The organism is Bacteroides sp. BFG-606, from assembly GCF_024788145.1.
GTDB classification, from domain to species: Bacteria; Bacteroidota; Bacteroidia; order Bacteroidales; family Bacteroidaceae; genus Bacteroides; species Bacteroides vicugnae.
Genome location: NZ_JANUIL010000001.1, coordinates 3038723 through 3058548, shown reverse-complemented (window position 1 = coordinate 3058548; position 19826 = coordinate 3038723). Strand labels below are relative to the sequence as shown.

At 37.5% G+C, this 19826-nt stretch carries 24 protein-coding genes; all 24 read left to right on the top strand.

Annotation, left to right across the window (positions count from 1 at the left end; translation table 11 throughout):
• Nucleotides 1–51: 51 nt before the first annotated feature.
• The 24 genes from NXV01_RS10960 to NXV01_RS10845 all read left to right on the top strand — a co-directional run bounded on the left by NXV01_RS10960 (nucleotide 52) and on the right by NXV01_RS10845 (nucleotide 19809).
• Entirely contained in the window at nucleotides 52–717 is a 666-nt protein-coding gene (locus NXV01_RS10960) for a hypothetical protein (RefSeq protein ID WP_259022411.1), read from the top strand.
• Complete coding sequence (locus NXV01_RS10955; protein ID WP_259022409.1) at nucleotides 695–1282, top strand: hypothetical protein; 588 nt, start codon at nucleotides 695–697, stop codon at nucleotides 1280–1282. Before NXV01_RS10960 ends, NXV01_RS10955 begins: the two co-directional genes overlap by 23 nt.
• Nucleotides 1269–2222 carry a site-specific integrase gene (locus tag NXV01_RS10950; RefSeq protein ID WP_259022408.1) on the top strand — a complete coding sequence of 318 codons (954 nt, stop codon included), beginning with the start codon at nucleotides 1269–1271 and terminating at the stop codon, nucleotides 2220–2222. The genes NXV01_RS10955 and NXV01_RS10950 overlap by 14 nt, the downstream gene beginning before the upstream one ends.
• A 70-nt stretch (nucleotides 2223–2292) precedes the next feature.
• On the top strand, nucleotides 2293–2604 hold the full coding sequence (locus NXV01_RS10945) for a hypothetical protein (protein WP_259022407.1): 312 nt from the start codon (nucleotides 2293–2295) through the stop codon (nucleotides 2602–2604).
• Between the two features lie 21 nt (nucleotides 2605–2625).
• Nucleotides 2626–3099 (top strand): hypothetical protein, encoded by a 474-nt coding sequence (locus NXV01_RS10940; RefSeq protein WP_259022406.1) that lies wholly within the window; start codon nucleotides 2626–2628, stop codon nucleotides 3097–3099.
• 1 nt (nucleotide 3100) lies between these two features.
• Nucleotides 3101–3388: a hypothetical protein gene (locus NXV01_RS10935; RefSeq protein WP_259022405.1), complete on the top strand. Its 288-nt coding sequence runs from the start codon at nucleotides 3101–3103 to the stop codon at nucleotides 3386–3388.
• Nucleotides 3389–3390: 2 nt separating this feature from the next.
• Entirely contained in the window at nucleotides 3391–3696 is a 306-nt protein-coding gene (locus NXV01_RS10930; RefSeq protein WP_259022404.1) for a UvrB/UvrC motif-containing protein, read from the top strand.
• A 144-nt stretch (nucleotides 3697–3840) separates the two neighbouring features.
• Nucleotides 3841–4335, top strand: a complete 495-nt coding sequence (locus tag NXV01_RS10925; RefSeq protein WP_259022403.1) for a hypothetical protein — start codon at nucleotides 3841–3843, stop codon at nucleotides 4333–4335.
• Nucleotides 4335–5513: a PBSX family phage terminase large subunit gene (locus tag NXV01_RS10920; protein WP_259022402.1), complete on the top strand. Its 1179-nt coding sequence runs from the start codon at nucleotides 4335–4337 to the stop codon at nucleotides 5511–5513. The genes NXV01_RS10925 and NXV01_RS10920 overlap by 1 nt, the downstream gene beginning before the upstream one ends.
• Entirely contained in the window at nucleotides 5510–6058 is a 549-nt protein-coding gene (locus NXV01_RS10915; protein ID WP_259022401.1) for a hypothetical protein, read from the top strand. The genes NXV01_RS10920 and NXV01_RS10915 overlap by 4 nt, the downstream gene beginning before the upstream one ends.
• A 61-nt stretch (nucleotides 6059–6119) precedes the next feature.
• The gene (locus NXV01_RS10910) at nucleotides 6120–6590 is read left to right on the top strand and encodes a hypothetical protein (protein ID WP_259022400.1); all 471 of its coding nucleotides are present in this window, start codon (nucleotides 6120–6122) and stop codon (nucleotides 6588–6590) included.
• On the top strand, nucleotides 6574–7044 hold the full coding sequence (locus tag NXV01_RS10905; RefSeq protein ID WP_259022399.1) for a hypothetical protein: 471 nt from the start codon (nucleotides 6574–6576) through the stop codon (nucleotides 7042–7044). Before NXV01_RS10910 ends, NXV01_RS10905 begins: the two co-directional genes overlap by 17 nt.
• Entirely contained in the window at nucleotides 7025–8023 is a 999-nt protein-coding gene (locus NXV01_RS10900) for a hypothetical protein (protein WP_259022397.1), read from the top strand. Before NXV01_RS10905 ends, NXV01_RS10900 begins: the two co-directional genes overlap by 20 nt.
• Complete coding sequence (locus tag NXV01_RS10895; protein ID WP_259022395.1) at nucleotides 8020–9825, top strand: hypothetical protein; 1806 nt, start codon at nucleotides 8020–8022, stop codon at nucleotides 9823–9825. Before NXV01_RS10900 ends, NXV01_RS10895 begins: the two co-directional genes overlap by 4 nt.
• 5 nt (nucleotides 9826–9830) lie before the next feature.
• On the top strand, nucleotides 9831–12449 hold the full coding sequence (locus tag NXV01_RS10890; RefSeq protein ID WP_259022393.1) for a hypothetical protein: 2619 nt from the start codon (nucleotides 9831–9833) through the stop codon (nucleotides 12447–12449).
• Nucleotides 12446–12679, top strand: a complete 234-nt coding sequence (locus NXV01_RS10885) for a hypothetical protein (protein ID WP_259022392.1) — start codon at nucleotides 12446–12448, stop codon at nucleotides 12677–12679. Before NXV01_RS10890 ends, NXV01_RS10885 begins: the two co-directional genes overlap by 4 nt.
• A 123-nt stretch (nucleotides 12680–12802) precedes the next feature.
• Nucleotides 12803–13957, top strand: coding sequence for an ATP-dependent Clp protease proteolytic subunit (locus tag NXV01_RS10880; protein ID WP_259022391.1), 1155 nt, complete (start codon nucleotides 12803–12805; stop codon nucleotides 13955–13957).
• A gap of 3 nt (nucleotides 13958–13960) precedes the next feature.
• Nucleotides 13961–15028 carry a hypothetical protein gene (locus NXV01_RS10875; RefSeq protein WP_259022390.1) on the top strand — a complete coding sequence of 356 codons (1068 nt, stop codon included), beginning with the start codon at nucleotides 13961–13963 and terminating at the stop codon, nucleotides 15026–15028.
• A 14-nt stretch (nucleotides 15029–15042) separates the two neighbouring features.
• The gene (locus NXV01_RS10870) at nucleotides 15043–15657 is read left to right on the top strand and encodes a hypothetical protein (RefSeq protein WP_259022389.1); all 615 of its coding nucleotides are present in this window, start codon (nucleotides 15043–15045) and stop codon (nucleotides 15655–15657) included.
• 3 nt (nucleotides 15658–15660) lie between these two features.
• A complete protein-coding gene (locus tag NXV01_RS10865; RefSeq protein ID WP_259022388.1) occupies nucleotides 15661–16305 on the top strand; it encodes a hypothetical protein in 645 nt (214 codons plus the stop codon).
• A gap of 6 nt (nucleotides 16306–16311) precedes the next feature.
• Entirely contained in the window at nucleotides 16312–17511 is a 1200-nt protein-coding gene (locus NXV01_RS10860; RefSeq protein ID WP_259022387.1) for a hypothetical protein, read from the top strand.
• Nucleotides 17474–17989, top strand: coding sequence for a hypothetical protein (locus NXV01_RS10855; RefSeq protein ID WP_259022386.1), 516 nt, complete (start codon nucleotides 17474–17476; stop codon nucleotides 17987–17989). Before NXV01_RS10860 ends, NXV01_RS10855 begins: the two co-directional genes overlap by 38 nt.
• Nucleotide 17990: 1 nt before the next feature.
• Nucleotides 17991–19385 (top strand): BACON domain-containing protein, encoded by a 1395-nt coding sequence (locus NXV01_RS10850; protein WP_259022384.1) that lies wholly within the window; start codon nucleotides 17991–17993, stop codon nucleotides 19383–19385.
• A 40-nt stretch (nucleotides 19386–19425) separates the two neighbouring features.
• Nucleotides 19426–19809, top strand: coding sequence for a BACON domain-containing protein (locus tag NXV01_RS10845; RefSeq protein ID WP_259022383.1), 384 nt, complete (start codon nucleotides 19426–19428; stop codon nucleotides 19807–19809).
• Nucleotides 19810–19826 lie beyond the last annotated feature (17 nt).

Here is a 19826-nt window from a genome sequence, read left to right as displayed (position 1 = left end):
GAGACAAGCGGGGATATGGGGTTTAGAAAGTAAAATTTAACCAAAGAAGAAATGAGCGAAACAGAATGGAAGATAATTCCCGGTTACCCCAGATATGAGATGAATATCTCCACTCTTCAAGTAAGAGTAATAAAGAGTGGCAGGGTATTGAGTACTCGTGGAGGAGCTGTGACAATTAGCCGCAATGCTAGGTATATTTGTTTAAGTCTTCCAAAACTTCTTTTTTTCGTAGATAGGAATATCGAGCCCTCCACTGATGCGGTAAAGGATGTCATAATAACGAACGAGAATGGCCGCATTGTTGTTTACGAAAAAAGTGAATATATGTCCCAAAAGATTCAAGAAGTATGTGCCATTAAAAGAACTGTTCCTGCCATTGAGGTATATACTAGAGCTAAGAAATATCTTGGTAAGGTTATAGATGCAATAGAGACAAATGATTACACCCTAATTATTAATGAAATGTATAGTCATTTGCCTTTGCTTAAAAAAAGACTGGTAAAGAATGGGGTTGTATCTTATTCGGAAGTAGATGAACTATGTCATGCAGCCGTAGAACGTGTAATCGGTTATATAAAGCAAGGTACTATTGTATTTGAACCTTACAATTATTTGTATAGCACTGCTAAAGGAATGGCTTTTGACGCTCGTAAGGCAAAAAGAAAAACAATCGAAATTATAAGAAAATTAGGATATGAAGAAAGAAGAGTTATTTAGTCTTTTCAATATAGAAGATTTAAAGGATCTTCCTAGTGCTGTAATGAGTTTACTGGATGGGAATATAGATGCTAGAGACGAAGTTTATAAGGAACTTATTCGCAAGAATAACGGAGACATGTCTTATGATTGGTTTCAAGAGATATATGAAACTGAATTATCAGAACGAAAACAGAAAAAGCAGGATTTCACTCCGCATGTTCTTGGAGTTCTTTGTTCGGAGTTGACAATTCAATCCGGTTCAATTCATGAACCTACGGCAGGGAATGGCTCTATGATAATTGCTGACTGGTGGGAACGTTGTCGTAAAAAGATGCCATGGGAACATTTTCCCTCACAGAATATGGTAACATGCTGGGAGTTGTCTGCACGTTCGATACCTATCCTACTTCTTAACCTGTCAATTCGTGGTATGATGGGATATGTATATCATGGTGATGTTTTGACTAAGGAAGTAAAACAAAAGTATATTCTTCTCAATCGGAAAGATGACCCTCTTGCTTTTTCGGAGATAATTAAAGCTAATATTAATGATGAAATAATACAAAAAAATGAAATTGACTGATGTTTATGCCGAATGGTTGCCTATAAAGAAACGGCAGGTTAAAGAATCAACACTATCTTGTTATCAACTAATATTTATCAATGTAATAAAGCCTAAATTCGGAAACGAAGATGTAGAAACACTGAATAAGAAGGTGGTAATGTCATTCATCTACGAACTCCTTGATTCAGGGAGTAAATCAAAGAAATACTGTTCAGATATACTCATAGTTTTAAAAATGCTTATCCGTTTTGCTTCAGATGAATTGGATATTATCGTTCCGGACACTTCTTGGAAAATAGTCTGGCCTACTAAAAACAAAATCGCTGCGCCTAAATTGGAAAGATATACACCGGATGAATATAAGAAAATTGTAGATTATGTAATAGACAATCCTTCTCCTCGCAATCTCGGAGTACTTCTTACCATTTGTACCGGCATGCGGATTGGCGAGGTTTGTGCGCTTCAATGGAAAGATATTGATTTGGATAATAAGACGATCCATGTAAATAAAACAATGGAACGTATATATATTCCTGATAATATCGGCACTGCAAGAAAAAAAACTAAGGTTGAGATTGGATCTCCGAAAACAACATCTTCAGATAGATATATCCCGATCCTAAAAGATATTCTTCCTGTAGTCAAAAAGTTTGCCGCTGTCTGCAATCCTGATTACTATATATGTACTTGTGATGAAAAGTTCATCGAGCCTAGAAGCTTGCGTGTATATTACCAAACCTTTATTTTGGATAAAGTAAAATTGGATCATTGTATTAAGTTTCATGGTCTTCGGCACACATTCGCCAGCACTCTTATCGAAAATAAGATTGACATAAAGACTGTCTCTACAATTTTGGGACATTCGGATATAAGCACTACTCTTAATGTATACGTCCATCCGTCTGATGAAGCCAAGAGGGATGCTGTGAACGTAGGGTTAAAAAGAATTTTCAGATAATCTTATCCATTATCGTATGGGATTATCAGTAGAAATAAAATATTAGAGGAACTTAAAAACAAATAACTAAATGGATATAATACCTATTATAACAAAAGATAATCTTTCTAAGGAACAGATAGAATATCTGCAAAAGCAGCAAACAGAATATAAATTGGTTAATAAGATTAAGAAGAATCCGGGACATATTTTATTTTCTTTTAATCGAAAAACAGGGGAAATCAAAAAGGCTTCTATTATACATAAAGTTTCGATTGGGCTGAATGGACTTCCTATAACAAAGTCAGAAACGGTTATAGAACCTGATTGTTATTACGATCAAGCCTTGAATGAAAAGAATTTTAGAAAAAGATTGAAGAGAATTGGATTGTTAAGTATTTAACTGAGTTAAAAACAAATAACTATGGGGTTTATAACACCGTGTTTTATACGCAAAAATACACCGGAAATCCGGAAGAAGTTGGAAGAGTTGGGATATATCAAAAACTCTCCTAAATGGACGGATGATTGCAATATAATATGGGCTTATCAATATTCAGAAGAAAAGGGATTTGATACTCCACACTATGTAATTGCAAATACTTTTGATATTCCTTTTGATAAACATAGCCGTTTATGTGGAAAATTTCTCGATTGCGGAACCAACGAAGATCTTTTCCTTGCCATAGCCGCATTGAGGGATGATACAAATGAGAATCAATGGTTTACAAATGGGAAAGAATGGGCTTACCATCCTAGAACTAATTGTTGTGCTCCGTGTGTAACAATATATAAGACATTAATTTTTGACTATATACCCGAAGATACCAATATGGGAAATTATCACAAGGCTACCGTAGAAGAACTAATCGAACACTTTAGAGGAAAGGAGAAATAATATGGAAGATAAATTTATAACGATAGATACTTTGAATATGTTATTGGACAAAGGCTTTGAATATCTTGTTTATCCAACACAATCATTAGCCCAAAAATGGCTTCGTGAAACCAAGAACCTGCATGTTGAAATATCCTATATGTATGGGAATTTTTGGATATATGACATACTAAGGATTCCAAACCATGACATGGTAGGATTGTCGGATAGACCCCTTACCCATTACAGCACCTACGAAGAAGCATTGGAAGCTGGAATACAGGAAGCATTAAAACTAGTGGAGGAATAGCCATGCCAACAAGTGAAGTATTAGACTTAATCATCATAATAGCATTATTCATCCTCAATGCCACAACTGTTGCCATCATTGTAATTTTGATAAGCAAATGGCACAAACGCATGGAGGATAAGCTGAATGACATCAAAAGTTATATTCATCATGTAACGGACCGTAATGACATCGTATACATCAATCAGCTTGAAAGTCTTAAAAAAGAGCTAATAAAGGCTGAACGTTACGAAGATGCAGAAAAGATAAGAAAGTGTATTGAGGACGAATACAGTAATCTTAAAGAAAAAATTGAAAATAGAGAATGATTATTATGAACCAAGAAAACCTACTGGCGGAATGTATGAAGGAAGCTGGTGGGTTACTGAAACAGTTACTTCAATAGTTTTGTATGCTACTATAAGCCCTATTAGGGCTTTATTCGGTATTTTTAGTTTGTGAAAGTATATACTATGGCAAAGTTTAATGAACAAATAATAGGAGAATGTGAGTTGTGGGTTAGCGAAAACGGACTCATGGAGTACGGAGGGGCAAAGCTGAAAGATTTTTGTTCTCACTTCAATATAGACCCTCAAACCTACTATAATTGGCTTGAAAATTCGGTTTTTTCGAATGCTATAAAAAAAGGGAAAGAACGTTTTAAGAATGGACTAGAACGTAATGTAGTTTCTTCCCTTGCAAGGTCTGCCATCGGGTATGAATACGAACAAGTTTCTTCCGAATACTACATGGAAGGCAAGAAAAAGAAGTTGAAAAAGGAAGTTAGAAAAAATGTCCGTGTTGAGCCTAATGTGGGAGCCGGAATATTCCTTCTCACAAACCTTGCTCCTGACAGGTGGAAGAACAAACAGAACACCGAACATTCCGGAGAAGTTTCTACCGGATTGACCGTTGTAGTCAAGAATCAGGAAGAAGCGGATTTGATAAACAAGTTAAAGAAGTTTTGATGGATGTGACTTATGTATATCTTGAAAATCTTAAAGCATGGCTTTCCGGTTATAGACTTATTGCAAACAAAGGGGGGACTCGTTCGGGAAAGACGTATTCACTGGTATCGCTCTTTACCACCATAGCAACTGGTAATTCTAAAAAGCGTGTAATAGACATTGTTTCTGAAAGCCTTCCACATTTGAAGCGTGGTGCGATATATGATATTGATGATATTCTTTCAAATGAGGGATTAGTAGAAGGGTTGGATTATAGCAAGAATGAAACGGATCATATCTATACATTCAATACTGGAACAAAGATTCGATTCTTTTCTGCTGATGATTGGGGTAAAGTGAAAGGTTCAAGGCGTGATATTCTGTTTATTAACGAATGTAACCGGATTGGATATGAAATATATCGTCAGTTATCCGTTCGTACAACAGAATGTATTTTTATTGATTGGAATCCAGATGCGGAGTTCTGGTATGAGATGAAGGGGTTGCAAACGAGAGAGGGCACGATAGAAATTCATTCTACGTATAAAAATAACCCTTTTCTTTCAGAACAACAAATTGCTGAAATAGAATCAAATAAAGATGATGATAATTGGTGGAAGGTATATGGCTTGGGGTTGACAGGGCGTGCCGTTGGTATCATCTATTCTAGGTGGAAGCAAGTTGAAGAAGTACCGACCGGAGCGAGATTGATTGGTAGAGGATTGGATTTTGGCTTTACTAATGATCCTACATCCATTGTTGACGTGTATCTGAATGATGGTAAGTTATGGCTTGATGAACAGTGTTATGAAAGGGGGCTTACCAATGATAAGATAGCCAATAGGCTCCGGGATAAAACTTGTGACGTAGTTGCAGATTCTGCAGAACAGAAGTCTATACAAGAAATATTTAATTATGGGATTACACGTATTGAGCCTTCTTTAAAAGGTCCAGACTCAATTAGAACTGGTATTCAGATCTTACAGAGGTATGAAATGTGTGTAACAACAAGGAGTTTAAACCTTATTCGAGAGTTGAGAAATTACAAATGGAAAGAAAACAAAATGACTGGAGAAATTACGAATGAACCGATAGACAAGTTTAATCATGCGCTCGATGCGGTCCGTTATGTTGCATTAAATAAGTTAGCGGAAAAACCTATAATACGTAGACCAAAAGCAAAATTAGGACAGATATGACAATAAAAGAATTTTTGATAAAGAGTGATGTTTGCCGAGATCAGGAAGGATTGAGAAAGCAGATTGAGAAACTTCCGAAGCCGGAATTTATCGGGAATAAACGCACTCCTTCCGATTTGAATGATATAACCATGGGACAGCTGATAATGCTTCAGTCTATGGCAGATTCTAAAGATGTTGCGTTGATTCCTTGTAAGACGCTTCTTTGTATGGAAGAAAAGGAAATATTATCTGCAAAAGCGGAAACCATATTGGGATTCTCCATGTGGGTGATAACGGAGGTAGATCGGATAAATAAACTCTTTTCTTCCACAAGCGTAAAACCTACAAAGGAAGAAAAGCAGGCCGGAGTTGAGAAACTTTCATTTGGAATGTTTGGAATGATAGACCATTACGCATTAAGAATGGGGATTGCCAATCATGAAGATGTTGAAAAGGTGCCGTGGATTCGTATCTACAAATGTCTGGATATTGATTCTGAAAAAGCAAAGTTTCAGAGAAGATTACAGGAAGTGTATGCAAGAAATAACAAACTGTCAAAGTGATACATTTTTAAAAAGAAAATGAGAATTGTTCACTGAGCAGATATAACAAAATGATATTATTATGACAACAGTAGAGCAAAAGATAAAAAGCGTAGTTGATAAGATGGAGGGGTTGACCTATGTTTTTGATAATTGGCAAACCGCCAATTTGAGATTAGATAAGCTTCCTTTTCCGGCAGTGGTAAATGTACTTCCTGTTTCTGGACGCTTTAACATGGGGAAAAATCAGTTAAAGGATTATCCTAATATGTTGATTGCCTTTTTAGATAAAACTGATTTTGATTTTGACGGTGAAGATAATGACCTCATTGTAGAGAAATGTAAGAATCTTGCAAGAGAATTTATTCTTCGTGCAAATGAAAGCCGTCTATTCGAGTATATAGAAGGAGACATTTATTACTCTGTCGTGTATGATAAGCTAGATGTTAATGTTACTGGAGTTGTGATAGAATTGACTCCCAAAGAAATTAACGGGATTGGGTTATGTTATGGGAAAGACATAAAAGAAATCATATATGGAAGGAAAGGATGAAGTATTAGGGGTTTTAAAGTTTGAATTAACTGATCTCTGCCAAAGGATAATCGATAATCATATAAGAGCGAGGCAAAAAGCTAGCGGAAAAACTATTGCCAGCTTACGGGTTGAAATAACAGAAAACAGTGGTATTCTTTGGGGAAGAAAAGCATTCGGCACACTAGAAACAGGAAGAAGGTCAGGTAGAGTCCCCAAAAGATTTTATGAAACAATTTATGATTGGATAGTAGCTAAAGGATTAATATTTAAAAATCCCAAATCAGTAGCTTATCTTACAGCGAGAAAGATCGCAAGAGAGGGGACGCAGCTTTATAGAGACGGAGGTAGAGATGATATTTACTCAAAAGAAATAGAACGCACAATTCAGGCTGTCATGGAGAAAGTTTTCGGCATATTCGAAAGAGATATTGAACATATAAATTTAAATAGCAATGAGAACAGAGGAGTTTAATGGACATACGATAACATATCCGGATGAAACTTGTTTTGCTTTTAATCCGCAGATTATAACGATAGATAATTTAACGGGTTCTGTTATATTTTATGTTGGAGACTATTCAGATATGAGGGAACCTATATCTGGTAAGGTATCTATCGACATTTCAGAATATCTAAGAACACTACTTAGATTCGATTATGCAACTATACCTAATTCAAAAAACATTCATGTTCAAATTGATGTTGATGGTCCGACATTTGAATTTTATATAAATGTGATTTGGGGGGCTATGAATATAGGGGAAGTGTTTAATCCTTCAAGGACAGTTACTATGTTCAGAAACTTACCTTCTACTATTTCCATTTATAGCAATGGGGAAATAAATGTAAGATATGATGCGGAAGAATACACCCCTGTTGAAGTTGAAAAATCCGGGTTATTACACAAAGATTTCTCCGAATTATTCGAGGATGCAAAAGAGTTCGGCATGATTAAGATGCTTAATACCCCAGAGGCTCCCAGCACATTTCAATATACTTTCGATCGGACGTTTAAACCTCTTCCTGATGATGCTGTGCTTATCAAGGTTCTATTCAATGATTGCACTAAGGGAATATATTTGCGTTGGCTGGATCGTCACGGATTCCTCCAGTATTGGCTTTTTCAGGAGGGGGATTTGACCGGACAGTCTTCCAATGAAGGAGAGCAATTAAACGTTGATTACAGCGATATAAAATACGTTTACAATGGAATGAGCCGTTATCAAGGCAAAACATATCAAACGACACGAAAGGCTTGTGCTACACTTGTAGAACGAGAAACATTCAATATGTTATCTTCTATCCATTCTTCTCCTATTGTCGATATGTATATTGATGAAAACTGGATACCGGTTAATATTGTAGCTGGCTCATTCACAGATAATGGAGCAGACCTTCAAGACTTTGAAATTCAAATAACTATGCCGGAAACTATTACACAGATGCTATGACAAGAGACGAATTATATATTAATGGTGATAAGGTAGATGTCGGAGATACTGATATTAGCCTGAACTATAAAAGCAATCTGCTCACTGATATTAGTAAGATTGTGAGCAATAACAGTTATACGATAAAACTTCCTAAAACGGCAAAGAATCTGGCTTTGATTGAGTGTTCACATCTTCCCAGTTCAACTACTAAATTCCCATATCTTAAACATGTAGGGAATGTTTTACGAAATGGAATAATAATTGTGAAAGATGCGAATGTTGTTTTGTTATCTGTGTCTGAATATATCGAAACCGCTTTGTCTTGGGGAAATGTAACTAATTTTGCGGAAATAGTAAGTAGTGATAAGAAATTGACAGATTTGGAATATGGTACAGAAGAGGGAACAGATTGGGTAGTATGGAACAATAAAGGGAGTAATTCTGCGCAATTTCCCTTGATTAATTACGGATTTAATTCCGGTGATTCAAATGTGTGGTATCATCCGGTAATTACTGTCAAATGGATCCTAGAAAAGATTCAAGAAGAAAGCGGAGTAACGTTTAATTTCCCTTCTGATAAAAAGACTTTTATAGATAAAATGATTGTTCCTCTTCTAACGAGGAATGATTCACAAAAGATAAACGATGCTTTCCCATCTTCTTTGCAAATGGTTGGATATGTGATAGTAGAAAGTACTTTTTCTTATCTAAAGTTAAACTATATAGGAGATAGTACCCAACAGTATGCAAGTGTTGGTGGTCCTTATGGAGATAGATTGTATCCCAAATATCCTATCACATTGAAAGTTAAAGGAACTATTGAAATGTTAGTTCAATACAATTCTGGGATGGACTTAAATAACCAGTATTTGAATTTGAGAGTGTCACAGTCTGATTCTTCTGGTAATATAACTAGCGTATCTACTATAGAAAGAAAAAACTATGCTGCATATATTGAGGCTCCTAATGTTAGATTGCTTTTCAGTTTTGATGATCTAGTATCTATTGAATCTGACGAATTTATGCACTTTACTATAAAAGCCATTGCTACAGGAGCAAGTAGTAGCATATTGTCTTTAACGGTGTACGATCGTAATGAAATATCTTTTGGTGAAAAATTTCCCCTAGTTCCCAATCTTCCGGACATCAAGCAAATAGACTTTATTAAAGCTGTTGCTTCAATGGTCGGTCTGTTTGCCTTACCGGATGGAGAAAACGGGATCAAGTTTATTCCCTTTGATAATCTGTCTGCAAACAAATCTAAAGCTGTAGACTGGACGAATCGTGTGATAATGGCTTATAATAGCGTAACACCTAGAAACTTACAGTACACCCTTGATAACATAGCTCAAAACAATTGGTTCCGGTATAAAGAAGATGATAATGTCATGGGAAACTATGACGGAAATATCCAGGTTGATGATGCTACGATTGAGTACGAACGTGATGCCATCACTTTGCCTTTCTCCGCCTGCAGTACAAAAGGAGGAGTTGCTTATATTCCTCTGTATTCTTATAACGAGGAAGGAGAGCTGGAATACAATAAAACAAATCCCCGGATATTATTGCTTGATGGCACGAAGGGAATATTCAAGGGGCTAGAATGGACTACCTTAATTGCAAATAACTATCAGACGTACAAAGGACTAATCAATAATGCAAAGGTAGTGACCGAGTATATCCGTCTTAACAGTATCGAGTTGCGAGACTTAGAGATGGATATACCGGTTTATTTGGCTCAATATGGTTGTTATCTGGCTATCATAGAGATAACGACCAAAGAGAATGATATATGCGAGTGTAAACTTTTAAAATTGTAATAACTATGGCAGAAAATGCGGTAGAAAAAGTATTAGAGATAAAAGTTCGATATGACGATGCGATCCGAAAGATTGCAGAATATCGGAAACAACTTGATGTCTTAAAGCAGGTTGAGAAAACATTAAAGGAAGACGTAGAAAAAGGGAGAATCAGTCGTGATGCTTACAATATCAAACTAACCGAAACCAAGATTGCATCACAAGAATACACCGAGGCTATCCGTGTCCTCAATAAAGAGATACAGAATAACCGAAAGATTGAGCAGGAACAAGAAGGAAGCCTGAAACAACTTCGTGCTCAACTATCTAACCTCACAGCCGAGTACGATAGTCTTTCAGAAGCGGAAAGGAATGCCGCCAAAGGTCAAGAATTAAAGAATAGTATAAATAATATTACAGATTCTTTAAAAGGAGCTGAAGAAGAAACACAAAGATTTTATAGAAGTGTTGGAAGCTATGAGGATGCGATCAAAAATGCAGTATCTTCCAATGTACCATTTATTGGACAACTAATGCAAATGCAAGAAGGAGCCGGAGGGTTGAAAGGTGCATTTAATGCTGGAACAGTAGCTGTTAAAGCCTTTTCTAAGCAGTTGCTTGTTCTGTTGGCTAATCCTATTGTAGCAATCTTATCTGCTATAGCTTTGGCTGTTATGGCGGTCGCAAAGGCAATTAATTCAAGCGAGGAAGCATCTAATAGATGGAATATTATCATCGCTCCGTTAAAGAGGGCTTTGGATGGGCTTTTGAGTGTTATTCAGTTTGTTGCAGGAGCAATCTTGTCTGTTGTAGAAGCAGGTATAAAACTAGACAATTGGATTAGTTCACAACTTGAAAAATTACCTTTTGTTGGAAAATTATATAAGCAATTGAATGATTCTAATAAGGAAGCAATAGATCTTGCAAAAGAAAAGATTGCAATAGATCAGCAAGCTAGAAAAGATGAGATTAAAAATGCAAAAGACGCATTGGAAGTTTCTAAGCTTCGCACTATGGCAAAAGATAAAGAGAATTATTCAGATAAAGAACGTTTGGAATTTGTCAGGAAAGCTAATAAATTAGAACAAGAACAAGCAGATAGAAATGTCGCATTAGCTGAACGTAAATTAAGAGCTTTGCAGATTGAATCCCAGTGGGCGCAGAATAATAAAAAAGTAAATGATGAGTTGGCGAAGTTGGAAGCTGAAGTATATAAGGCAAGAAAGGAACAATTTGATAAAACAAGGGAATTACTTGAGCAAGAAAATACGATTAAAGCTGAAATTGCTGCTAAAGACAAAGCCGCTGCCGAAGAAGCCAAAAAACAAGCAGAAGAATACACTCGTATTGTAAAGGAGAGAAAAGACAAAGAAACTGAAGCTATCCGGCAGGCAGAAGATGCTATGTTGGCTTTGGTCAAAGATGGAGCAGATAAGCAACGCCAGCAAATAAATCTCTCATATTCCCGTGAAATTGAAGATTTAAAGAAGAAACTTAAAGAGGAGCAGAATCTTACAGCTAAAGCTAGAGACGCAATACTTGCAACAATTAAGGCTAAAGAGAAAGAACGTGAAATAGAATTGCAGAAGTTATCAGATGAACAGATAACAAAGGAGATTGAGAACCGCCAAAAACTTATCTCTTTACAATTAGAATCTGTAAAAGCCGGAAGCGAGCAGGAATATCAATTAAAAATGAATCAACTCCTGGCACAGCAAGAGTTGGAGCTTTCTAATACCGAACTTACCGAGCAGATGAAGATTGCCATACGTGCAAAGTATGACAAGCAGTTGGAAGAGTTGGTTAATACCCGAAACGCCAATATTGCTAAACAGGAACAGGATGCAATAAAGCTTCGCTTTGAAGCGGAGATAGCTGCACTGCATGGAAATGAAGAAGAAATTCTCCGTGTTAAAGTTGAGCAAAGGAAAGCCGAATTAGATGCCATTCAACAAATGGAAGGTGAAAGTATAGAGGCATTTAATCTGCGTAAATTAGAGGCTGAAAATGCATACATTGATGCAAAGCAAGAATTAACAGATAAAGAGATTGCTATAGAACAGGCTAAATATGATGCAGTCGCTCAAATTACCGGAGGACTTATATCTCTGACTGAACAATTAGGAGAAAGTAATGAAGGGCTGGCTAAATTCTCTAAGATATTGGCTTTGGGTGAAATAGCAGTAAACACAGGAAAGGCTATTGCTGCAGGTGTTGCACAGGCGCAATCAGTGCCTTTCCCCGGTAATATTGCAGCTATTGCAACAACTGTCGCTACTATCCTTGCCAATATTGCAACCGCTATTAAAACTGTGAAATCCGCCAAGTTTGCAACCGGAGGTTTAGTTACCGGACCGGGAACTGGAACGAGTGATAGCATACCGGCACAACTAAGTAACGGAGAATCGGTAATGACAGCGAGAGCTACAGAATTATTTGCTCCGATTCTTTCCTCATTTAACCAAATGGGTGGAGGAGTGCCAATAAACATCACTGCATCAAGTAACCAGACCATGGGAGAGGATATGCTTGCTAGGGCAGTTGCAAAAGGAGTCCAGATGATGCCTAATCCGGTGGTTTCTGTTACCGAGATAAACACAGTTGGAAAACGGGTTGAAGTACTTGAAAATTTAGGGAGCTTATGACAGCATACGAACTATTATCAATGAATGCATTGGCTTTAAAAGTGATGTGTGATAAATCCTTGAATGTTTCCGATATTAAATATCTGGATCTATACAAGGAGTACACTCTGATGATTAAAGAAGGGCATAAAAAGACTTACATAATGCAATATCTTTCCGATCAATATAATATTTCGGAAAGGATGGTTTATAACGTTATTGAGAAACTTTCCTCTAACGTTGATTTATAGTTTAAGGGTGGGCGTTTGCTCACCTTATTTTTTTACTGAAACGATTACTTCAGTGCAATTTTAGCCCTACATTCTTATAGCCGTATCTGGTTTAGTAACTTTGTTACAAACAATTACAGATATATGGCTAAATTATACATCAACAAAGACATTGCTGCTGATGCTGATAAAGTAAAATATTGGCTAACAGGTAACGATTCAATTTCTTTTCCTGATATACAGGGCTTTATAGACTGGATTCCCAACGACGATAATAGAATAGATATTGAGCTTCATTCTTGCGGTGGAGACTGTACAGAAGCTTATGCTATTTATGACGCTTTACGTGCTTCTGGAAAGGAAATATCATGTAAGGTTGTAGGAAATGCTGCATCTATGGCTACAGTAATTTTACTTGCTGCACCACTTGAACGGAGAAGCGCATATCAACATGCCGAGTTGTTGATTCATTCTCCTTATTATCCGTCCGGTGCAAGAGTTGGGGATATAACCTTGGCTAAATTGGAGGAATTGAAGAGCGATCTGGAAGCAGAAAAAGAAAAGATGCTTAATCTCTATGTAGATCGCACAGGACAATCAAGAGAAGTATTAGAGGCGCAGATGGCAACAGATAGCTGGTTCGATGCAGAGAAAGCTATTGAGTTGGGATTTGTATCTTCTATTGTTCCGGCTGCTTCTGCATCTGCATCCAAACCAGAGCTTAATAGTAATCTTAATATTGAAAGTATGGCAAAAGAAGAAAAGAAAGTGACAGTTGCACAGGCATTTCACATGCTTGGTGTTGCTTTGGGAGTAGTAAAGGAAACTCCTGAAGCTGTCGGAATGGTAATTACTACATCAACCGGTGATGAGTTGACTGTAGAACGTGAAGAGGGAGAAATTCAAGTTGGTGATCCTGCTTCTCCTGACGGTGAATTTGTATTAGAAGACGGGCGCACGGTTATCGTGGTTGATGGAGTTATTACGGAGATTAAGGATCCTTCTTCCAACGAAGAAGATACACAAGCCTTGAAGGACCGTATCGCAGAACTAGAAGCAGAGAACGCTTCTCTGAAATCAAGCGCAAAGAGTGAAACAGATGCTCGTATCATTGCAGCTGTAGAAAAAGCAGGCGGAGAAGCTTGGTTAAAAAAGGCTACTGGCTCTTATGTTCCTGCAGGCCGGTCATATACTCCACAGGCAAAGAAAGGTGAAGAAACAAAACCGGTGAGCTTGGTTGAGCGGAAGTTGGAAGAAGCGATAGAGAAAAACAAAAAAAGATACTCAAAAAAGGTGTAAGGTATGAATATTTTAGATTCAGTAAAAAACTTGACGAAGGATAACGGAGCGGTAAAGAGCTTGCGTGATCTATTAGTGTTGACAAACTTTGTTGATGAATCCTTGGAGCAGTTCTTTACGTTTGTTCAAAATGTACAGAACGGGCAAAAACTTGGATGGACTGGAGAAATGGAAGATGTAGGCTGGGCTGGTGCTCCCTGTAATCCTACTTATAAAGATGTTACTGTACAGGCAGCGGAAAAGACATGGGATATTGGACAATGGTCAGTTCCTTTGAAATGGTGTTATGAAGATTTTATGAACACTATTGCTGAATATGCGCTAAAGACCGGTACAGATATTGGTGATTTGACAAGCACGGAAATAATGGACGTTATCATTTATCCGGCTCTTGATCTTGCAATTAAGCGCATGTTTTGGCGTTTTATTTGGTTTGGCGATAAAGAAGCTCAAAACGTGTCAACAGGACAAATTACAGATGGCATAGATGTTGAACTATTCAAACCGTGCAATGGTTTCTGGAAACAATTATTTGCCATCGGTGCGGCCAATACTGGTCAAAGAGTGAATATTGAAGCCAACAGTGAAGCTTCTACTGCTGCGCAGTTGAGCGGGATTAAAACGGCCAATGTTGCAATCGGAATCTTTGACTCATTGCTTGAAAACGCTGATCCTCGTATTGCTGCTATGGATGGTGCCGCCATTTATTGTACTAAGTCTTTGGGGGATGCTCTTACCAAAGACTTGAAACGTGAATACAAAGAGATTCTGACTTGGGAACAAATCTTTAAAGGTTTGGACGTTACAGAGTATAATGGAGTTATGGTATATAGAGTTTCCATTTGGGACCGCTTTATTCAAAAGTACCAAAACAATGGGACTAAATTAAATCTTCCCCATCGTGCTGTATACGGTTCTCCGAAACAACTGTTTGTTGGTTCTCCTGCAAATCAAATTATTTCTGATTTGGAAGTTTGGTTCAATCAGGACGAAAGAGTAACCAAGGCTTATTCAGCTGGACGTCTTGGCTGTCTTATTGGAGAAGACAATTTGTTCCAACTTGCTTATTAAGAAAGGAGATATTTATGGCAGGAGTTTGTGACAATTTAATCAAAAAGGACATCGCACCGTCGTGCGATGATCCTATTGTTCCGGGAATAGAACAGGAAGGCGTTATTGCTAATCGGGCTGATGTTGACTTTTCCGCAACAACTTTCAATTCAACTCGAAAGAATGTAATTGAAACGTTGGCGATGAAATCCGGAAAAAAAGCATATAAAGTTGTTGTTTATGGCGGTACTCCTTTTACAGGAACAAATGTAGCATTGGCAACAGGGACATATCGTAATACATTTACGAACACCGTTAATATGGTCGTTTTGGCTAATGATCCTGACGTATGTGGGGATATTATTGACGGATTAGCAAATGGGGAGTTTGTCGTTGTTTTGGAAAATAAATCTAAAGGCATTCAAAAGGAAACTAATCCGGGAGATTCTGCATTCCAAGTATATGGCTATTATCAAGGCCTAAAAGCTGCAGAAATTAGCAGTGATAAATACTCGGAAGATACAGATGGTGGTTGGTCTGTCAGCCTTACCGAGACAAAAGTTCCTAAATCAGCTTTGTTCCTGTATAAAACAAGTTACGAAACAACTAAAGCGGCTGTAGATGCCCTTACATCTGTTGTAGGAGGGTAAATCATGGAATTATTAAAAGTGGTTGGTAAGTTGGAAGAGTTGAGAGAACGTGATGTTCTCTCTTCTTCCGACAAACTTGACATTGAATTGATGTACAGAGACGTTTTCGGAAGGAATTTCGTTAAAACATCTTGTAATGACTGTTACCATGATGCTGTGATTGAAATGTATATACATCTAAAAAAAACAGGTAAAATGAAAGAAAAATCAAATTACATATTGAAAAATGGTGTTGTCCTACAGAAAGAGTTTGGAAGTGGGGAAATGTATACCAATGAGAACATTACCGATGAAGTTGCAGAAAACTATTTGTCGGATAATCCAAAAGGTATCATGTTTTTTGCTGGCTATCCTGCAGACTGGGAGAATAAAGTAAGAAAACGGGTACTGAAACGAGAATCTATTAGCGATGAACTTATAGCAATTATTGTTGAAGCATTTGATAGTGGAGTTTCAGAAGAATCATTGATGGCCGAACTTGCAAATTATGAGCTTGGTGGACGAAAAATCACCGAAAAACAATTGAACAATCATCTTTCAAAGGCGAAAGACATAATTGCAAAAAGAAAAGACGCTGAAAAGCTGGATAAACAGCAGGAAAAGAAAGAGGAGAATATTGAAAAGTCAGAGAAAACAGAAGAAAAATAATCCATTATGAGGGTAAAGGACCTTAAAAAGAAAAGCAGTAACCGAGTAGATGTATCTTACTTGCGTCAGTTTGGAATACAAGGGTTTGGAGATGACAACCTTTACCCTCAAACTCTCCGCAATATCATTGCTGCAAGCTCTACCGGAAGCGAATGTGCAGAGCGATATGCCAATTTTATCGAAGGTAACGGATTTAAAGACATTCGTTTTTCTGAATATGTCGTAAATAGAAAAGGAGATACCGTAGATGATATTCACGCTCTTGTATGCCCTGACGTAGGAGATTTTGACGGAATGTCATTACATGTTAATTATAACATATTTGGAGAAATATGTGAATTGAATTATGTCCCTTTTGAAAATTGCAGGCTTTTGGAAGAAGATTCTAACGGGTATGTTGCAAAGATAGCAGTTCATCCGGATTGGAGCGGCAAAAAGACACGTGCCGGTAAACCTCTTCAAGTAAAAAAAGAAAATATTGATTTTATAGATGTGTTCAATCCTCGAAAAGAGGTGGTTTTAGCTCAAATAGAAGCTGCTGGCGGTATTGAGTATTATAAAGGACAGATTCTATGGTTGTCCGGAGGCGGAAAAAATGTTTATCCTCGTTCACGTGCCGATAGAGTTGTAACAGAAATGAGTACCGATGAAGGATTGGCTAACGTAAAATTCAGGAATGTTCGTTGCAATTTCTTTGCGTCTGGTATGATTATCACAAAAAAAGGGACTTCTGCTATCAAATTGGATGATAATGGTAATCCTATAGAAGATGAAAATGAAGATACAGGATTTTCCGACACAATCATTCAGTTACAGGGAGATACTAATGCCGGAAAGCTGCTCGAAGTGACCTTAAATAGCGATGAAGAAAAACCGGAGTTTGTCGATCTGTCATCGAAGAATTACGATAAAGAGTTTTCCGTTACGGATGCAAGTGTAGTAGAAAGAATATATTCAGCGTATGGTCAGGAACCTTGGTACTGCATCCGTATCGGTAAAGTAGGTTTTTCTGGTGATATTTTGGAAGATGCTTTTGAATATTATAACTCCATCGTATCAAAACAACAACGCATGATTGAGCGTGCTTTTCAAAAGATTTTTGACGGTTGGTATGAAGTGGCTAATCCTTCAAATGATTACAGTGTTGAACCTCTTAAATATGTGAGAAATGCAACAGTATCTAATAACAACGGAGGAGGTATCTAAACTTTCCCGTGATATGTCTATTCACTTAGATGATTCTAAAATAGAGACATACATTCGTGAATCTGAAAATATTGACATCAAGAGTGCATTAGGAGATGCATTGTTTCTTGAATTAAAGGAACATCCTGAAAAATACGATATCCTTCTTAATGGCGGGGAATATGATAGCGAGTGCGGTATCAAGCGGTCTTTTATAGGCCTTAAAACTGCGTTAGCTTATTATACCTATGCTCGTATTGTAAAAAATGGAGATGGAAATGTCAGTCGTTTTGGATTCGTAAATAAAGAATCCGAATATTCATCCCGTCCAGACATAAAAGAGAAAGTGATGGCTTACAATGACACATTCAGTATTGCAGACAGATATTTAAAAGAGTGTGTACAGTATTTGAATGATTGTAAAAATGATTTTCCTTTGTATAAGGGTGGAGGGAAATTAAAGGCAAATAGAACGGTGTTTCGCATAATTGGAGAATGATATGGAAGCAGAAGGATTATTAGATAGGGCAAAGCAAATCAGAGACGAAATTAAAGATGGAGCTAATACAGCCGAACGTGTTGGTGGTCTGATGGTTGATATGATAGTTTATTTCCAAAAAGACAAGGGAGAATATGTCGTTATTTCTCCAAGCAATATTCAATCAACATATGAACCTTCATCACATATTATTAATATTAAATCTAATACAAGATGGTTTTTTAATATTATAGAAGGGGAGGAATTTGTAAGCTCGGATGATAATACGCAGGGAGTAGGCAATGAATCTATTACATTTAATGTAGCAGAAAATACAACAAAAGAACAAAGAATAGCTAAAGTCCGATTTTTTACAGAAACAGAAGTGGAGGCTAATTTGGTGATAAATCAAGAAGGGATAGCAACTCCTTCCGTCTCCATCGACCAAGACACCTTATCTGTCATCCGTCAAGGTGGAAACTACACTATCCACGTATCCGCCAATACAGACTGGCAAAATGATTATCATCCAAGCTGGGTTACTTTGTCTCAGGAAAGCGGAGGAGCCGGAAAATTTGATATAACGGTAACAGTCTCCCCGAATACCGCAAGTACATCCAGAGAGGATGATATAGGTTTCGTAACAGTGGTAGAAGGCGGAGAAGGAGCTAACTGTGTTGTCACCCAGACAGCCGAAGGTAATTATCTCTATGCGGATACAAATGTAGTGGCGTTAGCCCAAGAAGGTACGTCTGTATCTATTGGTTTTAATTCAAATTTAGACGTAACCGACTTGGAGTGGGGTTCCGTAGAGGGAAGTGAATGGGCTTCCATTTCTGTAGATGATAACGACTGGGTATTGAACATATCAGCACAATCCAATGCAGGAGGCAGCACCAGAACAGGTAAGGTGTTCGTTCAGACTTCCGATGGTGGGATTCGTGTGGAAATAACCATCAACCAGGCAGGAGTTGCCGTTGGCACATACGTAAAAACGGAGCCTTACTATTACAACGATCACGGAGGAACTGATGTGGTGTACTATCAAATAGATACGGATTGCTCCGACCTTGTGGTAGTATACGCAGATTTGCCGGATTGGTTAAATGAGATTACGTATGATAATACGACTAAGGAGCTTCAAGTGCATTATATCGGAGGTATCTCTGGTGATCCTAAATTCTTGGAATGTACTTTGACTAGTGAATCCGATTCTTCAATAAGTGCGTCATTCTATATCGGATGTAACAACGAAACGGGAGATCAATTTGCTTATCTTATTCCTTCCCTAGATGTTCATTTTGATGTTTTGGCATGGGGAGGCAGTTATCAGGTACAAGAATGGTATTTGTTTACCAATGGAATAGATTCGTATACATTAACAGCTCCAGAATGGGCTATTTTTAAGGGATTTTGAATCACCGAACCCGGCAGAGGGAGGACGTAAGGTACTTTTGATGCTGAAGGCAAATTCAGGCGAAACAGGCCGTACCGGGGATTTGATTATACAGTTTGAAGGATTGACTGTCGGAACATTGTTTTTATCACAAGTTTCTGCCGGTGATAATTACATTCAGGCTAGTACATGGCTAGCTTTCACATATGACAGCTATGACCAGGTAGAAGGAGTATTGCTGACTTCTCCTCTTACCGATCTGGAGGCAACAGTTGATGATGATTGGCTCAATATCACAGATTTTGGTAACGTAGGTGACGTTAATTGGAGTCTGGATTATGGAATACAGCCGAACACCACCGGCAAGATGCGTGAAACCTATATACGGATAAAGAGCCCATCAGCCGGCATAGAATTGCCGATTTATATAAGACAAGATGCATAAGTATAACTTAAAAACGA

What these genes read in the sequence shown, in the direction of transcription:
- NXV01_RS10960 (WP_259022411.1), top strand. Translation starts at nt 52, where the DNA reads ATGAGCGAAACAGAATGGAAGATAATTCCCGGTTACCCCAGATATGAG.
- NXV01_RS10955 (WP_259022409.1), top strand. Translation starts at nt 695, where the DNA reads ATGAAGAAAGAAGAGTTATTTAGTCTTTTCAATATAGAAGATTTAAAG.
- NXV01_RS10950 (WP_259022408.1), top strand. Translation starts at nt 1,269, where the DNA reads ATGAAATTGACTGATGTTTATGCCGAATGGTTGCCTATAAAGAAACGG.
- NXV01_RS10945 (WP_259022407.1), top strand. Translation starts at nt 2,293, where the DNA reads ATGGATATAATACCTATTATAACAAAAGATAATCTTTCTAAGGAACAG.
- NXV01_RS10940 (WP_259022406.1), top strand. Translation starts at nt 2,626, where the DNA reads ATGGGGTTTATAACACCGTGTTTTATACGCAAAAATACACCGGAAATC.
- NXV01_RS10935 (WP_259022405.1), top strand. Translation starts at nt 3,101, where the DNA reads ATGGAAGATAAATTTATAACGATAGATACTTTGAATATGTTATTGGAC.
- NXV01_RS10930 (WP_259022404.1), top strand. Translation starts at nt 3,391, where the DNA reads ATGCCAACAAGTGAAGTATTAGACTTAATCATCATAATAGCATTATTC.
- NXV01_RS10925 (WP_259022403.1), top strand. Translation starts at nt 3,841, where the DNA reads ATGGCAAAGTTTAATGAACAAATAATAGGAGAATGTGAGTTGTGGGTT.
- NXV01_RS10920 (WP_259022402.1), top strand. Translation starts at nt 4,335, where the DNA reads ATGGATGTGACTTATGTATATCTTGAAAATCTTAAAGCATGGCTTTCC.
- NXV01_RS10915 (WP_259022401.1), top strand. Translation starts at nt 5,510, where the DNA reads ATGACAATAAAAGAATTTTTGATAAAGAGTGATGTTTGCCGAGATCAG.
- NXV01_RS10910 (WP_259022400.1), top strand. Translation starts at nt 6,120, where the DNA reads ATGACAACAGTAGAGCAAAAGATAAAAAGCGTAGTTGATAAGATGGAG.
- NXV01_RS10905 (WP_259022399.1), top strand. Translation starts at nt 6,574, where the DNA reads ATGGAAGGAAAGGATGAAGTATTAGGGGTTTTAAAGTTTGAATTAACT.
- NXV01_RS10900 (WP_259022397.1), top strand. Translation starts at nt 7,025, where the DNA reads ATGAGAACAGAGGAGTTTAATGGACATACGATAACATATCCGGATGAA.
- NXV01_RS10895 (WP_259022395.1), top strand. Translation starts at nt 8,020, where the DNA reads ATGACAAGAGACGAATTATATATTAATGGTGATAAGGTAGATGTCGGA.
- NXV01_RS10890 (WP_259022393.1), top strand. Translation starts at nt 9,831, where the DNA reads ATGGCAGAAAATGCGGTAGAAAAAGTATTAGAGATAAAAGTTCGATAT.
- NXV01_RS10885 (WP_259022392.1), top strand. Translation starts at nt 12,446, where the DNA reads ATGACAGCATACGAACTATTATCAATGAATGCATTGGCTTTAAAAGTG.
- NXV01_RS10880 (WP_259022391.1), top strand. Translation starts at nt 12,803, where the DNA reads ATGGCTAAATTATACATCAACAAAGACATTGCTGCTGATGCTGATAAA.
- NXV01_RS10875 (WP_259022390.1), top strand. Translation starts at nt 13,961, where the DNA reads ATGAATATTTTAGATTCAGTAAAAAACTTGACGAAGGATAACGGAGCG.
- NXV01_RS10870 (WP_259022389.1), top strand. Translation starts at nt 15,043, where the DNA reads ATGGCAGGAGTTTGTGACAATTTAATCAAAAAGGACATCGCACCGTCG.
- NXV01_RS10865 (WP_259022388.1), top strand. Translation starts at nt 15,661, where the DNA reads ATGGAATTATTAAAAGTGGTTGGTAAGTTGGAAGAGTTGAGAGAACGT.
- NXV01_RS10860 (WP_259022387.1), top strand. Translation starts at nt 16,312, where the DNA reads ATGAGGGTAAAGGACCTTAAAAAGAAAAGCAGTAACCGAGTAGATGTA.
- NXV01_RS10855 (WP_259022386.1), top strand. Translation starts at nt 17,474, where the DNA reads ATGCAACAGTATCTAATAACAACGGAGGAGGTATCTAAACTTTCCCGT.
- NXV01_RS10850 (WP_259022384.1), top strand. Translation starts at nt 17,991, where the DNA reads ATGGAAGCAGAAGGATTATTAGATAGGGCAAAGCAAATCAGAGACGAA.
- NXV01_RS10845 (WP_259022383.1), top strand. Translation starts at nt 19,426, where the DNA reads ATGCTGAAGGCAAATTCAGGCGAAACAGGCCGTACCGGGGATTTGATT.